Origin of the sequence: Streptomyces sp. NPDC017225, assembly GCF_044331465.1 — a bacterium.
Taxonomy (GTDB): Bacteria; Actinomycetota; Actinomycetes; order Streptomycetales; family Streptomycetaceae; genus Streptomyces.
In genome coordinates this window covers 241,586-266,782 of sequence record NZ_JBIRNE010000004.1, presented here as the reverse complement: position 1 = coordinate 266,782, position 25,197 = coordinate 241,586, and the positions used below count along the sequence as shown (strand labels likewise).

At 70.7% G+C, this 25,197-nt stretch carries 19 protein-coding genes and 1 pseudogene; 6 read left to right on the top strand and 14 right to left on the bottom strand.

What is annotated here, in order from left to right; all coding sequences use genetic code 11:
- The 5 genes from ACH4NX_RS11900 to ACH4NX_RS11880 form a co-directional block, all read right to left on the bottom strand.
- Positions 1-978, bottom strand: coding sequence for an ABC transporter permease (locus ACH4NX_RS11900; RefSeq protein WP_351396448.1), 978 nt, complete (start codon positions 976-978; stop codon positions 1-3).
- A 113-nt stretch (positions 979-1,091) separates the two neighbouring features.
- Positions 1,092-2,894 (bottom strand): ABC transporter substrate-binding protein, encoded by a 1,803-nt coding sequence (locus tag ACH4NX_RS11895; protein WP_398127851.1) that lies wholly within the window; start codon positions 2,892-2,894, stop codon positions 1,092-1,094.
- Positions 2,895-3,004: 110 nt separating this feature from the next.
- Complete coding sequence (locus ACH4NX_RS11890; RefSeq protein WP_351396442.1) at positions 3,005-4,036, bottom strand: ABC transporter permease; 1,032 nt, start codon at positions 4,034-4,036, stop codon at positions 3,005-3,007.
- 883 nt (positions 4,037-4,919) lie between these two features.
- Positions 4,920-6,827 (bottom strand): translational GTPase TypA, encoded by a 1,908-nt coding sequence (gene typA, locus ACH4NX_RS11885; protein WP_351396439.1) that lies wholly within the window; start codon positions 6,825-6,827, stop codon positions 4,920-4,922.
- 166 nt (positions 6,828-6,993) lie between these two features.
- Entirely contained in the window at positions 6,994-9,267 is a 2,274-nt protein-coding gene (locus ACH4NX_RS11880) for an ABC transporter family substrate-binding protein (RefSeq protein ID WP_398127852.1), read from the bottom strand.
- Between the two features lie 346 nt (positions 9,268-9,613).
- Here ACH4NX_RS11880 and ACH4NX_RS11875 point away from each other — a divergent pair, with 346 nt between their 5' ends.
- The 4 genes from ACH4NX_RS11875 to ACH4NX_RS11860 all read left to right on the top strand — a co-directional run bounded on the left by ACH4NX_RS11875 (position 9,614) and on the right by ACH4NX_RS11860 (position 13,534).
- Positions 9,614-9,904, top strand: a complete 291-nt coding sequence (locus tag ACH4NX_RS11875; RefSeq protein WP_351396433.1) for a hypothetical protein — start codon at positions 9,614-9,616, stop codon at positions 9,902-9,904.
- An 83-nt stretch (positions 9,905-9,987) separates the two neighbouring features.
- Positions 9,988-10,824, top strand: a complete 837-nt coding sequence (locus ACH4NX_RS11870) for a hypothetical protein (protein ID WP_351396431.1) — start codon at positions 9,988-9,990, stop codon at positions 10,822-10,824.
- The gene (locus tag ACH4NX_RS11865; protein WP_351396428.1) at positions 10,824-12,764 is read left to right on the top strand and encodes a fumarate reductase/succinate dehydrogenase flavoprotein subunit; all 1,941 of its coding nucleotides are present in this window, start codon (positions 10,824-10,826) and stop codon (positions 12,762-12,764) included. The genes ACH4NX_RS11870 and ACH4NX_RS11865 overlap by 1 nt, the downstream gene beginning before the upstream one ends.
- Positions 12,764-13,534, top strand: a complete 771-nt coding sequence (locus tag ACH4NX_RS11860) for a succinate dehydrogenase/fumarate reductase iron-sulfur subunit (protein WP_351396425.1) — start codon at positions 12,764-12,766, stop codon at positions 13,532-13,534. The genes ACH4NX_RS11865 and ACH4NX_RS11860 overlap by 1 nt, the downstream gene beginning before the upstream one ends.
- A gap of 14 nt (positions 13,535-13,548) precedes the next feature.
- On the opposite strand, the gene ACH4NX_RS11855 is transcribed toward ACH4NX_RS11860, so the two are convergent.
- Complete coding sequence (locus ACH4NX_RS11855; protein ID WP_351396422.1) at positions 13,549-14,700, bottom strand: glycosyl hydrolase family 18 protein; 1,152 nt, start codon at positions 14,698-14,700, stop codon at positions 13,549-13,551.
- A 76-nt stretch (positions 14,701-14,776) separates the two neighbouring features.
- Between ACH4NX_RS11855 and ACH4NX_RS11850 the strand changes: the two genes are divergently transcribed.
- Positions 14,777-14,959 carry a hypothetical protein gene (locus tag ACH4NX_RS11850; protein ID WP_398127853.1) on the top strand — a complete coding sequence of 61 codons (183 nt, stop codon included), beginning with the start codon at positions 14,777-14,779 and terminating at the stop codon, positions 14,957-14,959.
- A gap of 24 nt (positions 14,960-14,983) precedes the next feature.
- On the opposite strand, the gene ACH4NX_RS11845 is transcribed toward ACH4NX_RS11850, so the two are convergent.
- The 6 genes and pseudogenes from ACH4NX_RS11845 to ACH4NX_RS11820 all read right to left on the bottom strand — a co-directional run bounded on the left by ACH4NX_RS11845 (position 14,984) and on the right by ACH4NX_RS11820 (position 21,630).
- The gene (locus tag ACH4NX_RS11845) at positions 14,984-17,581 is read right to left on the bottom strand and encodes a SpoIIE family protein phosphatase (RefSeq protein WP_351396416.1); all 2,598 of its coding nucleotides are present in this window, start codon (positions 17,579-17,581) and stop codon (positions 14,984-14,986) included.
- 284 nt (positions 17,582-17,865) lie between these two features.
- Positions 17,866-18,270: pseudogene (locus ACH4NX_RS11840) on the bottom strand (ATP-binding protein); the annotation flags it as partial.
- A gap of 136 nt (positions 18,271-18,406) precedes the next feature.
- Positions 18,407-18,829, bottom strand: a complete 423-nt coding sequence (locus ACH4NX_RS11835) for a (deoxy)nucleoside triphosphate pyrophosphohydrolase (protein WP_398127854.1) — start codon at positions 18,827-18,829, stop codon at positions 18,407-18,409.
- A 96-nt stretch (positions 18,830-18,925) separates the two neighbouring features.
- Positions 18,926-19,117, bottom strand: coding sequence for an SPOR domain-containing protein (locus tag ACH4NX_RS11830; protein WP_351396410.1), 192 nt, complete (start codon positions 19,115-19,117; stop codon positions 18,926-18,928).
- A gap of 372 nt (positions 19,118-19,489) precedes the next feature.
- On the bottom strand, positions 19,490-20,242 hold the full coding sequence (locus tag ACH4NX_RS11825) for a GntR family transcriptional regulator (protein WP_351396407.1): 753 nt from the start codon (positions 20,240-20,242) through the stop codon (positions 19,490-19,492).
- A gap of 146 nt (positions 20,243-20,388) precedes the next feature.
- A complete protein-coding gene (locus tag ACH4NX_RS11820) occupies positions 20,389-21,630 on the bottom strand; it encodes a DUF4190 domain-containing protein (RefSeq protein ID WP_398127855.1) in 1,242 nt (413 codons plus the stop codon).
- 129 nt (positions 21,631-21,759) lie between these two features.
- Between ACH4NX_RS11820 and ACH4NX_RS11815 the strand changes: the two genes are divergently transcribed.
- Positions 21,760-22,956 carry a serpin family protein gene (locus ACH4NX_RS11815; protein WP_398127856.1) on the top strand — a complete coding sequence of 399 codons (1,197 nt, stop codon included), beginning with the start codon at positions 21,760-21,762 and terminating at the stop codon, positions 22,954-22,956.
- A gap of 4 nt (positions 22,957-22,960) precedes the next feature.
- Here the strand turns inward: ACH4NX_RS11815 and ACH4NX_RS11810 are convergent, their stop codons facing one another.
- Together ACH4NX_RS11810 and ACH4NX_RS11805 are read right to left on the bottom strand one after the other, a co-directional pair.
- Positions 22,961-23,302 carry a YrdB family protein gene (locus ACH4NX_RS11810; RefSeq protein ID WP_351396398.1) on the bottom strand — a complete coding sequence of 114 codons (342 nt, stop codon included), beginning with the start codon at positions 23,300-23,302 and terminating at the stop codon, positions 22,961-22,963.
- A gap of 210 nt (positions 23,303-23,512) precedes the next feature.
- The gene (locus ACH4NX_RS11805) at positions 23,513-25,108 is read right to left on the bottom strand and encodes a S8 family peptidase (protein ID WP_351396395.1); all 1,596 of its coding nucleotides are present in this window, start codon (positions 25,106-25,108) and stop codon (positions 23,513-23,515) included.
- Between the last annotated feature and the right edge of the window lie 89 nt (positions 25,109-25,197).

Genomic DNA, 25,197 nt, shown 5'->3' with positions numbered 1-25,197 from the left:
CTAGGACAGGCGCACGCGCGGGTCGATGACGGCGTACAGGGCGTCCACGATCAGGTTGAAGACGATGATGAGAGCGGCACTGACGAGCATGACGCCCATCAGCATCGGCAGGTCCTTGTTGGTGACGGAGTCCAGCGCGAGCCGGCCGACTCCGGCCAGACCGAACGTCATCTCGGTCACCATGCCACCGCCCATGAGCGCCGACAGGTCGATGCCGAGGATGGTGACGATGGGGACGAGGGAGCCCCGCCAGGCGTAACGGAAGAAGGTGTAGTTGCCCGACATGCCCTTGGCGCGGGCCGCCTTGACGTGTTCTTCCTGGAGCTGCTCGATCATCGACGAGCGGCTCATACGGGTGTAGTTGGCGGTGAAGATGGTCGCCATGACGAGCCATGGGATCAACAGGCCCATGAACCAGCCGCCGAGGTCCTCGGAGAACGGCACGTACTTCGGCTTGTCCAGCCAGCCGGTGCTGTAGACGAACAGGAGCAGCACGAGCGGGCCGAGGAAGTAGATCTGCAGGGAGCTGACGACGAGCGACCCGGAGCTGAAGACCTTGTCGATCCAGGTACCGCGGTTCTTGGCGGCCAGCATGCCGGCGCCGAGACCGAGGAAGAGGAAGACCAGCAGGCTGCCGAGGGTCAGGGAGATGGTCAGCGGGAAGCGGTCGAGGATCGTGTCCCAGACGTTCTGGTCGTTCGCGAAGGAGACACCGAAGCACGGGGCGGGGCAGTGTCCGACGGCGAAGTCACGGCCCGTGAAGATGCCGATCAGGAAGTTCCAGTACTGGACGGTGACCGGCTTGTCGAGGCCCATGTTCTCGTGAATGATCGCCAGCGCGTCCGGAGTGCAGTTCTTGCCACAGGCCAGCATGGCCGGGTCCTGCGGGATCGCGAAGAACATGAAGAACGTGAACGCACTGATCAACAGCAGGATCAGCGCCGCGCCGAAGGACCGGCGAATGAGGAATTGAAGCATGGCAGACAGCTGCTCTCAGGACTGCGGCAGTCGGATGGGAGGTCTCGAGGGGGTCCGGGCCCGGTGGTGGGCGCTCCGCCGCGCGCCCACCACCGGATTCCCGACCGAGCGGACTACTTCTTGAGGAAGATCCGGGTCACGTCCACGTAGCTCGAGTCGGAGCTGTAGCGGATGCCACCGATGTTCGAACCGAAGATCTGGAAGACCTTGGTGTAGTAGATCGGGGCGGCCGGGTTGACTTCCTTGGAGATGTACTCGTTCAGCTCGGCCCACGCCTTGGTGGCCTCGGCCGTGTCGGCGATCGTCTCGATGCGCTGGATCTCCGAGTTGACGTGCTCGTCGTTGATGTGCGCGTAGTTCGCCGCGCCGTCCTGGATCTGCGTGCCGTCGTACGACGGCGGGATGACCGTGGAGGCGGACGGCCAGTCCTGGCCCCAGCCGGTCATGTACAGGTCGTAGCCGTTCTTGACCTTGCCGACCTGCTCGTACCAGGTGGCGGAGTCGATCTCCTTCTTCTGGATGTCGAGACCGATCTTCTCCAGCGCGTCGGCGATCAGGACGGCCTGCTTCTGGCGGGTCGGCGTGTTGCCGTAGGCGTAGACGAGGCTCTTGCCCTCGAAGCCGCCTTCCTTGATCAGCTTCTTGGCGGCCTCGATGTCACCGTTGGGCTTCTTGTGACGGTTGAACGGGTCGAAGCTCTCGTCGTAGCCCGGGGTCGTGGGCGACATCAGCGAGTTGGCGACCTCACCACCGTAGGCACCACCGTCGGCCTTGAAGACCGAGTCGGAGGGCAGCGCCAGGGTGATGGCGTCACGGAGCTTCTTGTCCTTGATGCGGTCCATGTTGAAGTTGAGCTGCCACACGTAGGGCGCGTAGCCCTGGATCGTGCGGTTCTTCATGGCCTCCTTGTCGCCCACCACCTTCTGGAGCTGCGTGGTGGCGACCTGGCCCGTGAACATCATGGCGTTCTTGGCCTCGCCCTGGTCGGCGAGGAGGGTCTTGGTCTGGTCCTCGTCGTCGTGGTTCATCGAGATGTTGAAACCATCGACGTACTGGTGGCGCACCGAGTCGGACTTCGCGTCCCACTGGGTGTTCTTGACCAGCTGCATGGACTTGCCCGGCTTGAAGTCCGCGATCTTGTACGGACCCACGGCGACCGGGTCCGAGTCGTACTTCGCCTTGGTGTCCGTCTCCTCCGGGACGACGCTGTAACCGGGCATGGTCAGCATCTGCGGGACGTCGGGCCGCGCGTCCTTGAAGTGGAAGACGACCGTCTTGTCGTCCGGCGTCTCCAGGACGGTGTCGGGCAGGTGCTTGCCCTTGTCCGGGCCGGCGTACGCGTCACGGTAGGTGGTGCCCTCGCCGGACAGCCACTGCTGCAGGTACGTCGGGCCGTCGGTGATGTAGTTGGAGTACAGGCGCTCGACCGTGTTGCGGATGTCCGCCGCGTTGATCGGGTTCCCGTTCTCGTCCTTGAGGTTGTCCTTGAGGGTGTACGTCCAGGTCTTGCCGCCGTCGGACGGCTTGCCCGCGTCGGTGGCGAGGTCGCCCACGACCGTCAGGTTGCCGTTCTCGTCCTCGTCGTACTGGGTCAGACCGCGGAAGATGAGGCGGCTGAGCAGCTTGCCGTCCGAGACGTAGATCTGGCCCGGGTCCAGGTGGGAGAAGTCCGCCTCCTGGTACACGGTGACCGTACCGCCCGGCTTGGCTCCCGGGACCTCGGGGGCCGGACCGGCCGACGCCTTGGCGTCACCGATCTGGACCGGCTTCGACTGCGACTTGGCGTCCTCCTTCTTCTTGCTGTTGTCCTTGGAGGAGCTGTCGCTGCCGCCACCACCGCAGGCGGTGAGGGTCAGGGCGCCTGCTGCGACCGCGACTATGGCGGCCGTGGCGGTGCGGTTACGGAAGATGCTCATAGGGACGAATCCACCTGCCTGTGAGTAGTGAGCACTGCTGGTACGTGGCCGGGACCGGGCTGAGCGGCACCGGACCGGCCGGCGAGCATGTGGGGGAGTTCCCTGGAGTCTCAGCGGTTCGTCTTGGGATCGAAGGCGTCCCGCACCGAGTCACCGAGGAGGTTGAAGGCCACAATGAAGACCACCATGGCCACTCCGGGGAAGAGCATGTAGTACGGATCCTGCTCGACGATGCCGGCGCCGATGGAGAACATCCGCCCCCAGTCCGGCGTGGGCTCGACGTATCCCACGCCCACGAACGAGAGGAACGCGATACTGAGGATGGTGCTCGGCAGTGTGAGCGTCGCCTGTACCAGCGTCGGGGTGACGATGTTGGGCAGCAGCTCCTTGCGGAGGATGCGCCAGGGCGAGGCCCCGGAGATGCGTGCCGCGTCGATGAACTCCCGGTCGCGCAGGGACATCGTGGCACCCCGGACGATCCGGGCCATGCTCATCCACCCCAGGAAGGACAGCACGATGATGATCGCTGCCGCGCGCACGTAGGTGGGCGTCTCCTTGTCCGGGGCGACGAACACCGTGGTGATGACGGGCATCGCGGCGACGAAGAACAGCTGGCTGGGCAGGGCCATGAAGAAGTCGGTGATCCGGCCGAGCCAGTAGTCGATCCTCCCGCCGAAGTAGCCGCCGGCGAGGCCGATCAGGACACCCAGCACCGTCATGATGATGGTCGCGGCCAGCGCAGTGGCCATCGAGTTGCGCATCCCGTACAGCAGCTGGGTGAACACGTCACGGCCCAGGCCCGGTTCGATGCCGAACCAGAAGTCGCCGCTGATACCGCCGAACGGCGCGGCCGGCATGGTGAACATGTCCAGGAGGTCGGGGTTCTCCTGCCCGTACAGCGTGTACGGGTCCTTGCCGTACACCTTCGAGATCAGCGGCGCCGCCGCCGCGATCACGAAGAAGAACAGGACGACGAAGGCAGAGACCACACCGGCCCGGTCGCGCTTGAACCGCGCCCACATCAACTGCCCGGGCTTGCGCCCCTCCGGCTCCTTGGCTTCTGGGGCGGCACCCTGCGGCGCGCTCTCTTTGTCCAAGACGGAAGAGGCTTCAGCACCCTCAATCTCGATTGGACTCGTCATGATTCGTCCATTTCACAGGTTGGAGGTCGTCGGGACTCACGTCCGTCCGACGGCCTTCGCACGACGTACGTCTTGCGCAGCGCGCGAGGGGAACAACGACGGAGGGGCGACATCACCCCTGGAGAACCCTGGCTCGCGGCCGGTGCCCACCGGCCGACGGCACGCGTCGTCAAGGAAGTTCGCGACGCCTGGCCGCTGCCGCAAGCACCGTGACGGCACTGAACGCACCCGCGGGGCCTACACCCGCCATCGGGGACGACGCGACCCATATGGCGCTTGTGGCACCTCGCATGGGTTCCTCCTCATGAATCCGCTGGTTCACCGCAAAGAGGAGCACACGACACATCCCGGCCACGCGTGGTGACCGGAGATTCGCCAAGTGCCCCCGCGCTCGCGAGTCCGCACCGTCAGGGCGTGACCCGTTCATCCGAGCTTTATGTGGCTAACTATCTGCCATCCTCCGGGGAACGAACCACACCCTAGAGGTCTCGGTTCGATCACAGATAGAGGCCAGATCTTCCAAAATCCGGACAAAGGGTTTGGTGAGAGATCACAGCGAAACGGACTTGTTACACATCTAGCGGAGGTCACTATCCGTATAACGGACGCCTCGGTGACGAAATGTGATTGCGCGTAACGTGCGGGCGGTGCAGGCTGGCTCGCAGCTCTGTCTCCCGCTCGGCGACGCCGGCCACGGAGCCGGGGAAACCGACCCGTCGGCGCTCCGGTTTCCGCGCAGGTTAGTGCGACGCGGCCCGCACAGCGGCGTCTCGTCCCGAAATCGAGGGTTTACCCTACGTCGCCCGGAGCCCGCGGCGGCCCATGCGAAACGGCACCGGACACCACGTCAGACGTGGTGTCCGGTGCCGTCGGGGAGCGGGGATCAGCCGTGCTTGGCGCGGCTCGCGGCGCGGGCGCGCTCGCGGGCGTCCAGGTTCACCTTGCGGATGCGCACGGCCTCCGGGGTCACCTCGACGCACTCGTCGTCGCGGCAGAACTCCAGCGACTGCTCCAGCGAGAGCTTGCGCGGCGGGACGATCGCCTCGAACGAGTCGGCCGAGGACGACCGCATGTTGGTGAGCTTCTTCTCCTTGGTGATGTTCACGTCCATGTCGTCGGCGCGGGAGTTCTCGCCGACGATCATGCCCTCGTACACCTCGGTGCCGGGGTCCGTGAAGAGCACGCCACGCTCCTGGAGGTTCGTCATCGCGAACGCGGTGACGGCACCGGAGCGGTCGGCGACCAGCGAGCCGTTGTTACGGGTCGTGAGGGTGCCGAACCAGGGCTCGTGGCCCTCGTGGATGGAGTGGGCGATGCCGGTGCCGCGCGTCTGGGTCAGGAACTCGGTACGGAAGCCGATCAGACCGCGGGAGGGGACCACGAACTCCATGCGGACCCAGCCGGAGCCGTGGTTGGACATGTTGTCCATCCGGCCCTTGCGCACGCCCATGAGCTGCGTGACCGCGCCCATGTGCTCCTCGGGCACGTCGATCGTCATGCGCTCGACGGGCTCGTACGTCTTGCCCTCGACGTCCTTGGTGACGACCTGCGGCTTGCCGATCGTCAGCTCGAAGCCCTCGCGGCGCATCTGCTCGACCAGGATGGCCAGCGCCAGCTCACCGCGGCCCTGCACCTCCCAGGCGTCCGGACGCTCGGTGTCCAGGACGCGCAGCGAGACGTTGCCGATCAGCTCGCGGTCCAGACGGTCCTTGACCTGGCGGGCGGTGACTTTGCGGTCCTTGACGACCGCCTTGTTGTCCGCGCCCTTGCCGGTGGCGCCGCGGCCGACCAGCGGCGAGGTGTTGGTGCCGATGGTCATGGAGATCGCGGGCTCGTCCACCGTGATCAGCGGCAGCGGGACCGGGTTCTCCTGGTCGGCCAGGGTCTCGCCGATCATGATCTCCGGGATGCCGGCGACGGCGCAGATGTCACCGGGGCCGGCCTTCTCGGCCGGCTTGCGGGTGAGCGCCTCGGTCATCATCAGCTCGGAGATACGGACGTTGCTGACGGTGCCGTCGCGCTTCATCCAGGCGACCGTCTGGCCCTTCTTCAGCTCGCCCTGGTGGACGCGCAGCAGGGCGATACGGCCGAGGAAGTTGTCCGCGTCCAGGTTGGTCACGTGCGCCTGGAGCGGGGCGTCCTCGTCGTAGGTCGGAGCCGGGATGTAGTCCAGGATCGTGGAGAAGAACGGCTCCAGCGTGGTGGAGTCGGACGGAACCGTGCCGTCCTCGGGCTTGGTGAGGGAGGCGACGCCGTCCCTGCCGCACGCGTAGACGATCGGGAACTCGATCTGCTCCTCGTCGGCGTCCAGGTCGAGGAAGAGGTCGTACGTCTCGTTGACGACCTCGTCGATCCGGGCGTCCGGACGGTCCGTCTTGTTGATGCACAGGATGATGGGCAGCCGCTGGCTGAGCGCCTTGCGCAGTACGAAGCGGGTCTGCGGCAGCGGGCCCTCGGAGGCGTCCACGAGCAGGACGACGCCGTCCACCATCGACAGACCGCGCTCGACCTCGCCACCGAAGTCGGCGTGGCCGGGGGTGTCGATGATGTTGATCGTGATCGGGTCGCCGCCGGCCTTGGGGTGGTACTTCACCGCGGTGTTCTTGGCCAGGATCGTGATGCCCTTCTCACGCTCCAGGTCGTTCGAGTCCATCATGCGGTCGTCGACGCCTTCGAGCTGGTGCGCGGCGAAGGCGCCGGCCTGCTTCAGCATGCCGTCGACGATGGTGGTCTTGCCGTGGTCGACGTGGGCGACGATGGCGACGTTGCGGATGTCGTGGCGCGTGGCCATATGAGGCGTACTCCCGGAGGGTGTGAGGTCGGCCCTCGCGTACGTCCTTGTCACTCGGGCCTGCCGGGCGGTACATGCCACGGCCTCACCCAATGGTACGGGGCCCCGGGGACTGGGGCTTGCCAGGTGCTGGGGGCGCGGGGCCCGCAGGGGCCGGGAACCCTGGTCAGGAGGACGGATTCACCGACGGACGGGAGCCCTGGGCGCCCTTCTCGAGGAAGCCCATGTCCTCGTGGACCGGGGTCTCGAAACCGAAGGCGCCCGCGTTGGCCAGGTTCTTCCGGGCCGCCATGAGCTGGGGGCGCTGGTAGAGGGGGATGGAGCCGGCCGCCGCCCAGATCCGGGAGTCGGCCTTGCGGAGCAGGTCCCGGGCCTTCTTCTGGTCCAGGGTGGCCACGGCCTGGTCGAAGAGCTGGTCGACCTGGTCGGTGCCGACCCGGGTGTAGTTCTGCGCGACGTTCAGGGAGCCGTCGGCGGCCGGGACGGGCTTGGCGTAGATGGGGCGCGCGTCGGTGGCGGGGAAGGCGGAGGCGGGCCAGGAGTAGAGCGCCAGGTCGTACTCGCCGGAGGCGACGTGGTCCTTGAAGTAGCTCTCGTCCGGGACCTTGGTGATCTCGGTGCCGATGCCGATCTCCTCCAGCATGTCCGAGACGCGGTCGGCCACGGTACGCAGGGCGTCGGAGCCGGGGCCGGAGGGGAGTACGAAGCTCAGGGTGAGCGCCTTGCCGTCCTTGGCGAGCGGGGCCACCGCGGAACCGGCCGGGGCGGCGGTGCCCTTGGGGGCGTAGGCACCGGGGGCGCCGCCCTGGGCGGTGTTCTTGCCGCTGCTGCGCCCGTCCTTCTCCTCCTCCCCCTTCTCGTCCTTCCCGCCTCGCTCCTCGGCTTCCTTCTCGCCCTCTTCCCCGCCGTCCGTGTTCTTGTCGTCCTCGCCGACGATGTACGTCCCCTCGTCGCCGCCCTCGGACTTCTCCCCGTCCTCGCCGTCCTCCGACTTCTCGGCGCCGGCCGCCTTCTCGCCGTCCTCGGACTCCTTCACCGGCCCGCCGGGCACCCACCCGGCGTCCGCCAGGAGGGCACGGGCCTCCTTGGCGTTCTGGTCGCCGAGCGCGCCGCTGCCGTCGGCGTAGGCGGCCTGGCCGGACAGTGCGAGGTGGCTGCCCACCGGCTCGGCGGGCAGACCCAGCGGCTTCAGCACCGCCTCCGCCAGCTTCTCGCGGTCCAGGGCGCGGGCCACCGCCCGGCGGACGCGTTCGTCGGCGAGAGGGCCGTCGGCGCCGTTCAGGGCGAGCTGGGTGTAGGCGGGCTCCAGCGACTTGCGGACCTCGAAGCCGCTGAGGGCCTTCTGCCGGCGTTCGAACTTCTCCCGGGCCTCGCGCCGCTTCTCGCGGGCCAGGATCTCCTCGTCGGCGGCCTCCTCGTCGGAGCCGTTGGCGATGGCCCAGGACCGCAGCGCCTGAGCCGCCAAGGTGCCCTGGGGGCCCTGGAGCGGTGAGCCGCCCGAGCCCGCGGCCGGGGTGCCCTGCGGGCCCATCAGAGGGGTACCGGTGCCGGCGTCCCGGGGCCCGGCGGCCAGGGCGACCTGCTCGGCCGTGTCGGGGTCGATCTCGGCCAGGTCGAGCTTGCCGGCGACCAGCTCGGAGACCCGCTTGTCGCGGGGTACGGCGCGCAGCACGATCTTGTCCAGCTTGGGCGGGTCGCCCCACCAGCGCGGATTCGGCGCGAGCACGATCTCGTCGTCCTCGGTGTCGACCTTCTCCAGGGCGAAGGGCCCGGCGGTGATCTTCAGCTTGCGGCGCGCGCCGTCGTTGAAGGCGTCCGGGGTGCCCGTGACGCTCTTCGGGTACAGCGGCGTGAACAGGGACTTCCAGTCGGCGTAGGGCCGGCTGAAGGTGACCTTGACCTCCAGGTCGCCGGCGCCGCGTTCGATCTTCTCGATGCGGTCGTAGCCGGCGTTGCGGGCGGTCCAGTAGGCGCTGTCCTTGCCGGACAGGGCGCGCCACTGGGCGGCGAAGTCAGCGGCGCCGATCTCCCGGCCGTCACTCCAGACGGCCTGCTGGTTGAGCTTGTAGACGACGACCTGCTTGGGCTCGGTCTCGACGACCTCGGCCGATTCCAGGTAGTCGGGGTCGCGCACCGGGCGGCCCGTCTCGTCCATCCGGTACATCGAGGGCAGCACGGCCTGCGCGACGCGGGTCGTGGTGGCGTCGGCGTCCGACTGGAAGGCGTTCAGCGTGTCCGGCACGGAGTCCACGGCCCAGCGCAGGGTGCCGCCGTCGGAGACCCGGGCGCGGGCCGCGGAGGCGATGTCCTGCTCGGCGAGCGGCTTGCCCGACGGGTCCTCGGAGCTGCAGCCGGCCAGCGCGGGGACCGCGAGCACACCCGCGGTGAGGAAGGCGACCGAGCGCATGACCGCGCTCGGTCCTACACCGACGTAGGACATCTCTGCTACCTCCGGAGGGCCGCGGGCGTGATGGTCACTTTCAGCGGCATGTGCCTTATATGCGGTATTTGGAGTTGATCATTTGTATCCGGACGGGGATGCGGCCACTGAAGAGGAAACGGTTCGGCGACGCCGGGAGACACGGCGGCGACGGTGCGCAAGCCCACCCGTGCGGCGCAATGCCACCCGCGACGCACCGACACGCCCCGGCCAATCGCCGCACATCCCTTCCCACCGACAGGTGTGACGCGCGACACTCTCAGGCGCATGAGCGTCGCCACGTCGTCACCCAGGGCCGGCTCCGTGCCGTGCCCTACGGAAGCTCCGGCGGAAGTGAGGTCACGTCATGTCCGTGCACGACGACCTGTCATCGATCCAGCGCAGTCTCGACGAACTGTCCCGGTCGGTGACCCGGCTGGAGCAGCGGCTGGGCAGCGGCGGCCTGGAGGTCCGCCGGATCCGCACCGACGCCGACCATCTGCGTGAGAGCGTCGCGCTGCTGCGGGCGGTGTCCGCCGCGTCCGACGCGCCCAGGCGCCAGGACCTCGTCACGATCTCCGACGCGCCGTACGACGGCTCGCTGTGGACGGACTCGGACGACGAGGGCCTCGGCGCCCGCGACCGCCGCGCCCCCTGAACCCGATCCGCCGCGCCCCTGACCCGACCCGTCGCACCCTTTGAGCCCCGACCCGCCCCGACCCGACCCACCGGAGTCGCCCAGTGGCCACTGGTACGGAACCGCCAGCCGCCGAACCCCGTCCCCGAGGCACCGGCGTCCACACCCCGACGCGCGCCGCCATCCGCGCCCCGCACCTGCGCACCGACCGCTGGTGGCTGGCACCGGCCGCCACCGCCGCCGGCCTGCTGGCCTTCGTCGTCTACTCGACCTGGCGGGCCTTCGCGAACGCGGACTACTACGCGGCCCCGTACGTCTCGCCCTTCTACTCCCCGTGTCTGGCGGAGAACTGCGAGCCGATGCGCTCCGGGCCCAACTGGGAGATCCTCGGCAGCTGGTGGGGCATCTCCCCCGCGATCATCATCCTGGTCTTCCCGCTCGGCTTCCGCCTGACCTGCTACTACTACCGCAAGGCCTACTACCGGGGCTTCTGGGCGTCCCCGCCGGCCTGCGCGGTGGCCGAGCCGCACAAGAAGTACACCGGCGAGACCCGGTTCCCGCTCGTCGTGCAGAACATCCACCGGTACTTCTTCTACGCGGCGCTGCTGGTCGCGCTCATCCTCACCTACGACACGGTGCTCGCCTTCCGCGACGAGGACTACGCCTGGGGCCACATGGGCCTGGGGACGCTGGTGTTCCTGGCCAACATCGTGCTGATCTGGGCGTACACCCTCTCCTGCCACTCCTGCCGGCACATCGTCGGCGGCAAGCTCAAACACTTCTCCCGGCACCCCGTGCGCTACCGGATGTGGCAGTGGGTCGGCAAGCTCAACGCCCGCCACATGCAGCTGGCCTGGGCGTCGCTGGTGAGCGTCGCGCTCGCCGACTTCTACGTGTATCTCGTCGCTTCCGGCGCCTTCGACGATCCGAGGTTGTTCTGATGTCCGTGGTCGACCGGCAGGAATGGGACGTCGTCGTGGTGGGCGCGGGCGGCGCCGGGCTGCGCGCCGCCGTCGAGGCCCGCGAGCGGGGCGCCCGTACGGCCGTGATCTGCAAGTCGCTGTTCGGCAAGGCGCACACCGTGATGGCCGAGGGCGGCATCGCGGCCGCCATGGGCAACGCCAACTCCGGCGACAACTGGCAGGTCCACTTCCGCGACACCATGCGCGGCGGCAAGTTCCTCAACCAGTGGCGGATGGCCGAGCTGCACGCCCAGGAGGCCCCGCAGCGGGTGTGGGAGCTGGAGACCTGGGGCGCGCTGTTCGACCGTACGAAGGACGGCAGGATCTCGCAGCGCAACTTCGGCGGCCACGAGTACCCGCGCCTCGCGCATGTCGGCGACCGTACGGGCCTGGAACTGATCCGCACCCTCCAGCAGAAGATCGTCTCGCTCCAGCAGGAGGACTTCCGGGAGACCGGGGACCACGAGTCCCACCTGAAGGTCTTCCAGGAGTGCACGGTCACCCGCGTGCTCAAGGAGGACGGCCAGGTCTCCGGCGTCTTCGGCTACGAGCGGGAGACCGGCCGCTTCTTCGTGCTGGAGGCACCCTCGGTGGTGATCGCCACCGGCGGCATCGGCAAGTCCTTCAAGGTGACGTCGAACTCGTGGGAGTACACCGGGGACGGCCACGCGCTGGCGCTGCTGGCCGGGGCGCCGCTGCTGAACATGGAGTTCGTGCAGTTCCACCCGACGGGGATGGTCTGGCCGCCGTCGGTGAAGGGCATCCTCGTCACCGAGTCGGTGCGCGGCGACGGCGGGGTGCTCAGGAACTCCGAGGGCAAGCGGTTCATGTTCGACTACGTCCCCGACGTCTTCAAGGACAAGTACGCGGTGACGGAGGAGGAGGGCGACCGCTGGTACGACGACCCGGACCACAACCGGCGGCCCCCCGAGCTGCTCCCCCGGGACGAGGTCGCGCGCGCGATCAACGCCGAGGTGAAGGAGGGCCGGGGCTCACCGCACGGCGGTGTCTTCCTGGACGTCTCGACGCGGATGCCCGCCGAGGTGATCAAGCGACGGCTGCCCTCGATGTACCACCAGTTCAAGGAGCTGGCCGACGTCGACATCACGGCGGAGCCGATGGAGGTCGGGCCCACCTGTCACTACGTGATGGGCGGCATCGCCGTCGACTCCGACACGGCCGCCGCGCGCGGGGTGCCGGGGCTGTACGCGGCCGGTGAGGTGGCCGGCGGCATGCACGGCTCCAACCGGCTCGGCGGCAACTCGCTGTCCGACCTGCTGGTCTTCGGGCGCCGGGCGGGCCGGCACGCGGCCGAGTACGCGGCGGGCAGGGCGCCGGGAGCACGGCCCCGGGTGGACGACGCCCAGGTCGACGCCGCCGCCGCGGAGGCGCTGCGGCCGTTCTCCGCCGAGGCGGAGGCACCCGAGCCCTCCGACGGCCCGCCGGAGAACCCGTACACCCTCCACCAGGAGCTCCAGCAGACGATGAACGACCTGGTGGGCATCATCCGCCGCGAGCCGGAGATGAAGCAGGCCCTGGAGAAGCTCGGAGAGCTGCGGGTACGCGCCCGGCGGGCCGGCGTGGAGGGGCACCGGCAGTTCAATCCGGGCTGGCACCTCGCCCTGGACCTGCGCAACATGCTGCTGGTCAGCGAGTGCGTGGCGCGGGCCGCGCTGGAACGCACCGAGTCGCGCGGCGGGCACACCCGGGAGGACCATCCGTCCATGGACCGCCGGTGGCGCTCCGCCAACCTGCTGTGCTCCCTGACCGACCCGACGGGCGTCCTGGCGGCGGCCGACCCGGAGAGCGGTCAGATCACTTTGGAGCGGACGGCCACCGAGCCCGTCCGGCCCGACCTGCTCGCGCTCTTCGAGAAGGACGAGCTGGTCAAGTACCTCGCCGAGGAGGAGCTGTCCTGATGAGCAGCGGCTACGAGGCCCGCTTCAAGGTGTGGCGGGGCGATGTCGAGGGCGGTGGTCTGGAGGACTTCCGCGTCGAGGTGAACGAGGGCGAGGTGGTCCTCGACATCATCCACCGCCTCCAGGCCACCCAGGCCCCCGACCTCGCCGTGCGCTGGAACTGCAAGGCGGGCAAGTGCGGTTCGTGCTCGGCGGAGATCAACGGGCGGCCGCGGCTGCTGTGCATGACCCGGATGTCCGTCTTCACCCCCGAGGAGACGATCACCGTCACGCCGCTGCGTGCCTTCCCGGTCGTCCGCGACCTGGTGACGGACGTCGGCTTCAACTACACCAAGGCCCGCGAGATCCCGGCCTTCGTCCCGCCCGCCGACCTCGGGCCCGGCGAGTACCGGATGACGCAGGAGGACGTGGACCGCTCGCAGGAGTTCCGCAAGTGCATCGAGTGCTTCCTGTGCCAGGACACCTGCCATGTCGTCCGTGACCACGAGGAGAACAAGCCGGCCTTCGCGGGCCCGCGCTTCCTCATGCGCGTCGCCGAACTGGACATGCACCCGCTGGACGCGGCCGACGACACCGGCCTGGACCGGGGACGCACGGCCCAGGACGAGCACGGCCTCGGATACTGCAACATCACCAAGTGCTGCACGGAGGTCTGCCCCGAGGGCATCAAGATCACCGACAACGCGCTGATCCCGCTGAAGGAACGGGCGGTGGACCGCAAGTACGACCCGCTGGTGTGGCTGGGGTCGAAGATCAGGCGCCGGTCCTGACGGTCACGCCCGGCTCAGCGGACCCAGCCCTCGCGGTACTCGTCCCAGTTCGTCTCCGTGGCCGCGAAGTCGATGTACGGGGCGACACCGAAGAGTTCGCGGTCGGCGTCCGTCCGGGAGAGGCCGAGGCGGACGCCCCGGACGGCGGCCTCGACGGTCTCGGCGTGGCCCCAGTGGTCGAAGTTGCTCTCGTAGTAGAAGGGCAGGCCCATCAGCAGGTGGGTGGTGGGCGGGGTGACCTCCAGGGCGAGGGAGGTCTGCTGGGCCACGTAGCCGCCGTAGGTGCCCTCCAGCGGCTGCGCGGTGTCGTACGTCATCACGGCGATCTGGTCGACGCGGCGGGCGACCTGGCCGAAGAACTCCTGCGACCACCACTTGGGGTTCTCGGTGAAGACGCCGAAGACGGAGTGGAGGGCCGGGAGCGGGTCGATCTGGTGGGCGGCCACCGAGAGCGGCGCGTCCTGGGCACGGGTGACGGCGCGCAGGTCGTCCAGGAGGGAGAGATAGTCCCGGTCGCCGGAGCGCAGGGGCTCCAGGTCGAGGTGGACGCCGTCGTAGCCCACGTCCAGGACCTGGCGGGCGGAGTCGACGACGGCGGCGCGGGTGTCGGCCTTCGCCAGCCGCATGCCGTCGGCGCTCTCGGTGGCGAGGACGTCGCCGAGGAAGGCCTGGACGCGGACACCGGGCAGCTCGCGGTGGACGGCGTCGATCAGCCAGCGGGCCCTGGGGTACAGGGACTCGGGCAGGGTGCCGTCGTGCTCCATCGGTCCGGTGTGGACGTACAGGTCACGGATGCCGGTGGCCTCGACGCGGCGGGCGAAGGCGGCGAGGTCGGCGTCGTCCTTGCGGCCGTCGACCCAGGCGTGGCCGAGCCACATCGCGTCGCGGTTCCTGGTGTGGGTGCCGTCGGCGGGGTCGCCCATGTAGGTGACGCGCAGGGCGGTCTCGGCGGCGAGGAGGGGGAGGAGCAGGACGAGGAGGACGGCGAGGGTGGTGCGGCGGATGCGGCGGACCCGTCTCTTCCTTCTCGTACGGGCGTCCTCGCCGTCGGTGGCGGCCGGATCGATGGCGGCCGGATCGATGGCGGCCGGGCCGGCCGTTGTCGCGGGGTCGGTGGCTGCCGGGCCGGCGGCTCTCGGGTCCGTGCTCGGTTCCGTGTGGTCCACGGCGTTCCCCTCCCTGTGGCCCGTCCCCGGTCGCGGTGGCCGGTTCACGCGCATACGCTCCGGACGTGTCGCCGACATGGACGATTCGAACCGGCGTTCCGGTTGCGGCCGGGAGTGCGGCGCCGTGATCTCCGCCGACCTGGTGCCGCCCCTGGTCACGGCCGGGGCGGCCCTGCTTCTGGCCGGATACGGTCATGTGCGCCGCACCCGGCGCGCCCGGACCCGTACGACCCCGGGCCGCCCCGGAACCGGGAGGTGACACCGGGGCGCACGCCGGAACACGTCAGAACAGGCTCAGCAACGCCTCCGCCGGGTCCGCCAGCTGGGTGTCGGCGCCCGGCAGGGGCAGTTCGAACCAGACCGTCTTGCCGCGTGGCGTACGGCGTGAGCCCCAGGCCGCGCTGAGCAGGCCGACCAGTTGCAGGCCCCGGCCGCCCTCGTCGGTGTCGCGGGCGCGGCGCCGGCGGGGCTGGACCAGGCCGGAGTCCCAGACCTCGCAGACCAGGGTGCGGTCGAGGAGGAGGCGGAGTCTGATCTCGCCCTCGCCGTACCTCAGGGCGTTGGTGACCAGTTCGCTGACGAGCAGCTCCGTCGTGTCGACCAGCGGCTCCAGGTCCCAGTCGAGCAGCTGGGCGCGGGCCAGCTCGCGGGCCCGGCCGACGCTGCGCGGCTCGCGCGGCAGCGTCCAGTCCCCGACGGACTCGCTGGGCAGGCCCTGGACGCGGGCCATCAGCAGGGCGATGTCGTCCTCGGCGTGGTGGCTGTCGAGGGTGTTGAGGACCTGGTCGCAGACGTCCTCGAGGGGGCGTGTGGAGTCCGTGAGCGCGCCCACGAAGGACTGGAGGCCCTCGTCGAGGGGGTGGTCACGGCTTTCGACCAGTCCGTCGGTGTAGAGGGCGAGCAGGGCGCCTTCGGGCAGTTCGACCTCCACCTCCTCGAAGGGCTCCCCGCCGACGCCGAGCGGCAGTCCCGGCGGCACGTCCAGCATCAGCGCGGTCTCGCCGGGCTCGACCAGGACGGGGGGCAGGTGGCCCGCGTTGGCGAAGGTGCAGCGCCTGGTCACCGCGTCGTAGACGGCGTAGACGCAGGTCGCCAGGTAGACCTCGGAGAGGTCCGCCTCGCGGGGGCGGCGGGCGGCCCGGGTGGCCTGCTGGACACCTCCGGGGGCGCCGAGGCCGCGGGCGATCTCGTCCAGCTGGGCGAGCACCTCGGCCGGTTCGAGGTCGAGCCCGGCCAGGGTGCGGACGGCCGTGCGGAGTTCGCCCATCGCGACGGCGGCGCGCAGGCCTCGGCCCATGACGTCGCCGACGACCAGGGCGGTGCGGTGTCCGGGCAGTTCGATGACGTCGAACCAGTCGCCGCCGACCTCGCTGGGCCGGCCGGTGGCCGCGTTTCCGGGCAGGTAGCGGCAGGCGATGTCGAGGCCGGACGCCTCGGGGTCGCCGGGTGGGAGCAGGGAGCGCTGCAGTATCAGAGCGCGTTCGTGCTCGCGCCGGTAGAGACGGGCGTTGTCGATGCAGACGGCGGCGCGCGCGGCCAGTTCGACGGCGAGGTCGCGGTCGCGGTCGCCGAAGGGTTCACTGCCCTTGGTCCGGGCGAACTGCGCGAGTCCGACGACCGTGTCGTGGGCGACCATCGGCACGGCGAGCGTGGACTGCACGAGGCCGCCGTCCTCGGCGGGGACGGCGCGCGGGCGGCCGGTGCGCAGGGCGTCGGCGCAGGGCGAGTTGAACGGGTAGTGGTGGACGGCGCCCAGCCGGACCCGCTCGCCGGTGCCGTGGAACGGCACGTCGGAGACGGCGCTGGAGAAGGCGACGCGGCGCAGCTCCGCGCTGCCGTCGGCCAGTCCGGGCGGGGTCTCGTCGCCGGCCAGCAGGCCCTGGTAGAGGTCGACGGTGGCCAGGTCGCAGAAGCCGGGGACGACGACGTCGAGGAGTTCGCGGGCGGTGGTCTCCAGGTCGAGGGAGTTGCCGATGCGGGCGCCCGCCTCGTTGAGGAGGGCGAGATTGCGCCGGGCGGAGGCGGCCTCGCGGGCGGCCTCACGGCGGGCGGTGACGTCGGTGCCGAGCCAGGAGATGCCGATGGGCCGGCCGGAACCGCTGTGTACGCGGTAGAGGTTGACGGACCAGTGGCGGCGTTCGTCGGAGTTCGGCGCGAAGCCCGTGACGTGCATGTCGGTGATGGAGTCGCCGGTCTCCAGCACCCGGCGCAGGGTCGCGGAGACCCGGTCCGCTTCGGGGCGCGGCAGGTAGTCGTGGACGCCCTTGCCCCGGTGGTCGTCGGGTGTGCCGCCGAAGACCGAGGCGAACCGCTCGTTGGCACGGCGCACCCTGAGGTCGGGGTCGATCAGCAGGAAGCCGAACGGAGACTGGCCGAATATGGCCTGTGAGGCGGCGAGGTCGGTCTCGATGCTGCGCAGGACGCGGACGTCGACGACGATGCAGACGGCGGCCTTCTCCCCGTCCTCCGTGCGGGTCGGCATGACGTAGACCTCGGCGAGTCCGCGCTGTCCGCGCCGGCTCCGCTCGCCGTCGGCGTCGTCGTCCGGCACCCGGAAGGGGACCACGCCGGTCCACTCCCGTCCGTCCAGGATCTCGGCCATCTTGCGCTGGCCCCGTTCCCGCAGGTCGGGATCGACGAAGGCCTCGATGGGGTCGGTGCCCACGGCGTGCTCGGCCCGGATGCCGAGCAGTTGCTCCGCGCGCAGACTCCACTGGTCGACGAGCCCGTCGGGGCCGATGGAGAAGGACGCGACCTTGACGTAGTCGTAGATGGAGCCGGGCGGGCTGCTCTGCCACACCGCGTCAGCGAACGGCGCGTCGTCCGACGCACCGCCCGACGGGCCCTCGGGCTCCGAGGCCCTCGCTGGTATCTCGCTCACGCGAACCGTCCCCTCCAGCTCACCGCGTCCGGCACCGGTCACCGGGGGCGGCTGCCCGCAGTATCCAGCACTACGGCGCCGCACAACACGGTGTTCACGATCACAGCACGGTCCCGATGCTTTTCGGTCCGGACCGTGACAACACTTCCAGTCTTCTAACCAGCGGACACGGCATCGAATCACGTAGTTCCACAACTGCCACTGGCCTGAACCAGTTGATCGACATGAGCGGTGTCGATATCAGGACATGTCGTCACGACGGAGCGGCGCACCACCGGCCATCCCGGCACCGCGAGTTCGAACCACACCGTTTTACCCACCTCACCGGGCCGGGTCCCCCAACGGCTCGCGGAGGAGGCCACCAGCCGCAGACCCCTGCCGCCCTCGTCACCGGTGTGGGCGACCCGCGCACGGGGCGGGTCGGGGAGCGGGTCGGAGACCTCCACCAGCAGGACGCCGCCGGGGCCGGCGGGGCGGCGCACCAGGCGGACACCGATGGGGCCGGTGGCGTGCCGCAGGGCGTTGGTCACCAGCTCACTGACCAGCAGGGCGGCGATGTCTCCGACACTGTCGAGACCCCACCCGCACAGCGCGTCGCGAACGAGGGAGCGGGCGGTCCGCACGGCGTCCGGTGCCGCGGGGAAGACCCATTCGGCACAGCCGCCTTCGTTGTCGATCACGCCGATCACTTCCCCGGCCGACAATCCCCCAACCACGTCCTGTTTGGTGGGGTTGATAGGGACATACCCGATATCGACGTGCGGGTACCGCACGGAGGGGCGCACTGTGGCACCAACGGCGTACAGGACGCTCACACCGGTCCGCTCACGCGCCCGGCGCGTCCGTCGTCTCCAGTCCCAGGTGGACGAGCGCCCTCTGGACGGCCGGCACATCCTGGTCGAGCCAGGGCACGTCCCAGATCTCGGCGGGGGCGAGCCAGCGCAGGGCGTCGTGGTCTTCCAGAGGCTCGGGGGCGGCGGATCCGGGGAGCAGTCGCGCGGTCCACACGTGCAGGACGAACGGGGTTCTGAGCGGCCACTGCCCCGGGACCCGCTCACCGGGCTCGGCCGTCACACCCAGTTCCTCGCGCAGTTCACGTACGAGCGCCGCCTCGGGCGCCTCACCCGCCTCGACCTTGCCGCCGGGCAGCTCCCACCGTCCGGCCAGCTCGGCCGGTGCGCTGCGGCGCGCGGCGAGCAGGCGTCCGCCGTCGACCAGCGCGGCACCCACCACGATCCGTTCTTCCATGGGCCGGAGCCTACGGCCCGCCCGCGCCGGTGGGCGGCATCGGCCGGTCCGTCCGGACCGGCGGGCGGCGCCCGCCGACGGGGTCCGCCGGGGCGGTCAGTCCGCCGGGCCCGTTCCGTTCGGGCCGAGTTCCTCGACCCAGTAGAGCTGCTTGTGGCCGCGACCGTCGAGGTTGTCCGCGATCCGCTGGGCCTCGGCCCGGGTCGCGTACCTGCCCACGCGGTAGCGATTGCCGTTGTCGTCCTGCCGGAAGACCAGCCAGGGAAGAGTGACCATGCCGTCGTTCATCGCGCCCCTCCGCTTCCCGTCCACCGCCCGCGCCGCACCTCGCCCGCTAAGGAAACCCCGATCCGCATATGCCCGACCCTACGCCTAACCTTCACGCAGCGAATACGGCTTTGCACAAAGAGGTACGCAACCAGCCAGAACGCAGGGGCGCACGACACAGAACGCGCCGCCCCCGCGCGCCGACGCCACCGGTCGGAGGCATGCCGGGGGCCATGGGGACGACCTGCGGGAACGGCTCGATCACGGCGCCGCGCGAAGAGCGGCACGGTGAGCGGGTACCAGTGCGAGCGCGGGAAAAGGGCGCGAGGGGCGCACGGGAGGCGTGCGCCATCTCACACCACGGGGGCCACCTGAACTGCCCCGGCGGCGCCGCTACTTGACGGGCAGGTGGTACGCCGCCCGGTACCGGTCGGCCGGAACGACCACGTCGGCCGTCTCGACCGCCCGGCCCGAGGCGTAGAAGGTGCGCTGGATGTCCAGGACCACGTGCCCCGGAACGCCGCCCAGGGCGAGCAGCTCATCGGCGAGGCCGGGGCGGGCGCCGACCTCCTCGGTGACGTTGTCGACGACGACGTCGATGGCGGCCATCCGCTCGACGACGCCCATGCCGCCGAGCGGCCCTTCCTCGGGCAGCATCACCGGCGTGCGGCCGGTGAGCTCCAGCGGCTCCCAGGAGGTGGAGAGCATCATGGCCTCGCCGCCCTCCCGGAAGACGTACCGCGTGCACATCACCCGGTCCCCGGGCTTGATCCCGAGCCGCTCGGCGACGGGGCCGCTCGCCTCGGTCTGCTCGCTGCGCGACTCCCACGTGCCGCGCGCCTCGCCGTCGGCCTGCTCCTGCCGGAAGGGGGTGACACCGCCGGCCGGCCGGAAGCCGGAGCGGGCGACACGCCGGGGCACGGGCCGCTCGCGCACATACGTCCCGGAGCCGGAGCGGCCCTCGACCAGCCCCTCGGCCATCAGCACCTTGCGCGCCTCGAGGGCGACGGTGTCCGAGACTCCGTACTCCGCGCGGATCCGCGCCTGGGACGGGAGGCGGGTGTGGGGCGGCAGCAGGCCGTCGGTGATCTTCTTACGGAGATCACCCGCGACACGCAGATACGCCGGCTGCTCACCGAATGTCACTGGCCGCTCCCATCAGGTTGTACAGACAGCAACAGCGTGGCAACCGTAGGTTGTGCCAGGCAAGCAAAGGCCAGAGAATCACTCGAAGTGATGACTCTGGCCCCAAGAGGCTTTACGCAGGCACTTTCTCCCCGCTGCGGCCGCCGTCACACCTCCTTGCCGGGTGCCTCTCCCGCGCCGCCGCCGTCCTCCTCGTAGACGGGCGGCGTCGTGGACAGGCCCAGGGCCTCGCGCGCGGTGACCGTCCTCTCGGAGTCCATGAGCCCGAACCCCTCGTCCAGGTGCGTGTAGTAGAGGTCGGCTTCGGTGGCCGCCTCCGCCAGGGCCCACGCCTTCCCCGCCTCGTCCAGGTTCCCGATCAGCTCGGTGACCGGCTGTTCGGCGCCGACGGACCAGGAGTGCTCGCGCAACATCCCGGCCTGCTCGGTCAGCGCGCGGGCCACCCGGCCCGCCCACGCCCGGTGGGCACTCGGGTCGTCCTCGTAGGACTCGGACAAGGGCACCGAATCCATCGCCGTGTTCAGGACGCCGTCCGCCTTCAGGTACGCGAGCTGGTGGGCGTCCAGCGTCGTCTCGTCGTTGCGCAGGGAGCCGGTCAGCCGGCCCCGCTCGTCCGTGTTCCCGAACAGGCAAGTGATCTCCCGGTCGCCCGTACGCCAGCTCTGCGGGGTCGGTGTCAGGTAGTACACGTCGACGTCGGCGGGCAGGGCCCAGGTGTCCATGGCGTAGTCGTCGTGGAGCGCGTAGCAACGGTCGTCGGCGATCCGGGTGACCGTGTCGTCTCCGGGGAAGGCTCCGCCCGGCAGTCCGAAGGAGGCGAACACCTCGCCGTCGTGTTCCTCCTCGCAGGGCACCTCGTCGACGTCGTACGTCACTCCCTCCAGGGAACCGCTGGGGGTGGTGAGGCACTGGCCCTTCTCGAGCGAGTAGGCGGTGCCCCCGCCGCGCGCGGCGTCCCGGAAGCCGTCCCAGATGCCGGCGGCGGCGCCCGTGTCGAGCGACACCACCCACAGGGCCAGCCCCACGGAGGACAGCACGGAACCGGCCACGGCGAACCCCTTGCCCCGCTCGCCCCTCCTCCTGATCCGGGCCAGCGCGATCAGCCCCAGCACGAGCCCGACCGCCGGCACGCAGCAGAAGACACCGAGCACGAACGCGGCGATGGCGACACCGTTGACGGGCGGCTTCCGGGGGTGGGCCCCGTAGGGCGGGCCGGGCTGCCCCCAGCCACCCGGATGGGTTGGATGACCCGGATAGCCCGGATGGCCCGGATAGGGCTGCTGCCCGGGATACGGCCCCTGCGGGTACTGGCCCTGCGGATGCTGCCCCTGTGGGTACTGCCCCTGGGAGAAGGGCCCTTGGGGTCCGGGCGGCGGCGGTATGGACACGTGTACCGTGCTCCTGTTTCGGGCGGTGACGCGAAGGCGCCGCGGGACTGGGGGTGCGGGGCCGGGCCCGGCGGGCGGCCGGCCCGCCGATCACAAAGCGCATGGTAAGCGCGCGGCGACGGGGGCGGTATGCGGGTTTCGAGGGCGACGATCCGCGCGGTGAACGCGCTCACCGCGCGCTGGGCGGCCACCACGAGCGGCGGCACGGTGTTCTCCGCGGTGGGTGTGTGGCCCCTGCTCGCCCTGCTCGCGGACGGCGCGGCGGGCGCGGCCCGGGCGGAGCTGGCTCAGGCGGTGGGCGTCCCGGCCGACCGGGCGGGCGGCGCGGCCCGCGAACTGCTCGCCGGACTCGGCCCGGTGCGCGGCCTGGAGACGGCCCTGGGCCTGTGGACCGGGCGCACCCTCGAGCTGCGCGAGCGGTGGCGGGCGGGACTGCCCGCCGACGCGCACGGGGTGTTCACGGGTGACGCGACGGCCGACCGGGAGGCGTTGGACGCCTGGGCGGCGAAGCGCACGGGCGGGCTGATCGAGCGGATGCCGGCGGCGGTCGCACCGGACACCGAGATGGTGCTGGCGAGCGCGCTGGCGCTGCGGACCCGGTGGCTGCGGCCCTTCGAGGAGGGGTACCTCGCGCCGGAGAGCGGACCGTGGCGGGGGCGTGAGCTGCGGGGCCTGTGGCGGGAGAGCACGCTGCTGGACCGGATCGGCGTGGCGGACACGCCCGACGGCCATGTCACCGAGCTGAAGGTACTGGGCGACACCGCCGTCGACGTCCATCTGCTGCTCGGCGAGGAGGGTATGGCGCCCGGACGGGTGCTGGGGGCGGGGATCGGCGTCCTCGCGCGCACGCACCCGGTCGTGCCGGGTCCCCGCCTGCCGTACGGAGACGTGGGCCCCGGTCTGAGCGTCGTACGGGAACACACGACGACACCGGAGCCGCCGACGCTGGACGTGACGGCACCGGCGTACGGCATGACGGCCGACCACGACCTGCTGGACCGGCCGGAGTTGTTCGGGCTGACGACGGCCGCGCGGGCCGTTCCCGGTCACTTCCCCGGCGTCAGCCCGTACCCCCTGTGCGTCGGGGCGGCCCGGCAGTCCGCCCTGGCCCGGTTCGACGCCCGGGGCTTCGAGGCCGCCGCGGTGACGGCGATGAGCGCGACGGGCGCCGGGATGCCGAGGCCGCGCTGGCCGCGCACCACCGTGCGGGCCGTTTTCGACCGCCCCTTCGGCTTCCTCGCCGTGCACCGGCACTCACGCCTCGTCCTCGCGGCGGGCTGGGTCACCGACCCGGAGCCGCACCGCGAGGACGAGAACGGCCGCTGAGGCGTCACTGCTTCCACAGTGCCCGAAGCGCCGCGTTGACGACGTAGACACCGCTGAAGGCCGCTGCCCAGCCCGGATTCCCGGAGGCCGCCAGGGCGGCGGCACCGGTGCCGAACCACAGCACCTCCAGGACGACCCGCCCGCCCCCGTGCACCGCGTACTTCGCCCGGGGCGAGCCGAACAGCGCCCACGCGGTGATCATCACGGCAAGAGCGCCCAGCCCCAGGGCCCACTCGGCCGGCCACCCGTCGCCGGCGGTGAACCCCCAGAGCACCACCGCCGTGTACACCGCGAGTTCCAGCAGGAACATCACCAGCATGTTGAGGGCCTTCAGGGACGAGAGCATGACGGACTCCTGGCCTCGGTGAGTGGGGGGCGGGGACGAGTATCGCCCGCTCCGGCACCAGCCGGTCCGGCAACTCACGTTTCTCGTGGGGCTTTGGCGGCGCGGCGAGGGTGCCGTCACGCCTCGTCCCCGCGGCGGGCCGGGTCACCGAGCCGCACCGCGAGGACGAGGACGTCTGCCTACCGGAGAGGACCGGCCGCCGGGACTTCGTCAGAACTGGAGGGCCCAGGCGTCGATCCGCCCGGTGTCCCACGACGCGTTGTCGCTGACCCGCAGCTTCCACGTGCCGTTCGCGGACTCCGAGGAGGCGTTCACGGTGTACGTGGTGTCGATGTTGTTCGCGCTGCCGCCGGTGCCGTACGCCTTCAGCGTGTACGCCGTGCCGTCCGGGGCGACCAGCTGGACCTGGAGGTCGCCGATGTAGCTGTGGACGATGCCCACCTCGACGGCCAGCGACGAGGGCGCGTTGCCCGGGACGCCGGAGACGGTCACCGGGGACTCGACGGTGGCGTTGTCCCGGATGGTGTAGTCGCCGGCGTTCTCGAAGCGGTCGCCGGGCGGCTCGGGCGTCGTGCCGCCGTCGCCCACGTTCAGCAGGCGGTTGGGCGAGCCGCTGCCCGGGTTCGAGACGACGCCGCTGGTGGCGGCGGACGTCAGCGCGGACGCGACCTGGGCGGGAGTGGCCGCGGGGTTGTCGGCCAGGTGCAGGGCCGCGGCCCCGGCGACGTGCGGGCTCGCCATGGACGTACCGGAGATGGTGTTGGTGGCCGAGTCGCCGGTGTTCCAGGCCGAGGTGATGGACGAGCCGGGCGCGAAGATGTCCAGGACCGAGCCGTAGTTGGAGTAGCTCGCGCGGGCGTCGCTCGACGTGGTGGCGCCGACCGTGATCGCCTCCGACACCCGGGCCGGAGACTTGGTGGAGGCGTTGGTGGACTCGTTGCCGGCCGCGACGACGAAGGTGACGCCGGAGGCGATGGCGCCCCGGACGGCCGCGTCCAGGGCGCTGTCGGCGCCGCCGCCGAGGGACATGTTGGCGACGGCCGGCTTGACCGCGTTGCGGGCGACCCAGTCGATGCCGGCGACGACCTGCGCGGTGGTGCCGGAGCCGGAGTTGTCGAGCACCCGGACGCCGACGATGTCCGCCTGCTTGGCGACGCCGTACGCGCCGCCCGCGACGGTGCCGGCGACGTGGGTGCCGTGGCCGTGGCCGTCCTGGGCGGTGTTGTCGTCGTCGATGGCGTCGTAGCCGTAGGAGGCGCGGCCACCGAAGTCGTTGTGGGTGATGCGGACGCCGGTGTCGATGACGTACGCCGTCACGCCCTGACCGGCGCCGTCCGGGTAGGTGTACGAGTCGTCCAGCGGGAGGTTTCGCTGGTCGATGCGGTCCAGGCCCCAGGACGGCGGGTTGGGCTGGGTGCCGGTGACGTGGAAGGTGCGGTTCTGGACGACGGAGGCGACGGCCGGGTCGGCGGCGAGTCGTTTCGCCTCCGTCTCGGAGGCCTCGACCGCGTAGCCGTTGAGGGCCTTGGTGTACGTGTGCTCGATGTCGGCGCCGTGGCGGTCCGCGACGGCGCGGCCCTCGGCCGAACCGGACTTCGCCTCGTCCGCCTTGAGCGTCACGATGTAGCTGCCGGCGACCGCGTTGGCCGCGTCCTGGTACTGGACGCGGCCCTCCGCGGCGGCCGGGGCGGCGCCCGCGGGGAGCGCGGAGACGAGGCTCGCGGCGAGGGCCGCGGTGGCCGCGGCGCTGACGGCGGCCAGTCTTCGCCGGGTGGTGCGGTGGGGGTGCTGACGCAGCACTGCCATGTGAGGGGTCCTCCTCGGTCGGTGGTGCGTGGTGGGGTTCGTGCACGCCGAGCAGGCCGTCCGGACGACGACCATTGGGTCATGGCCAT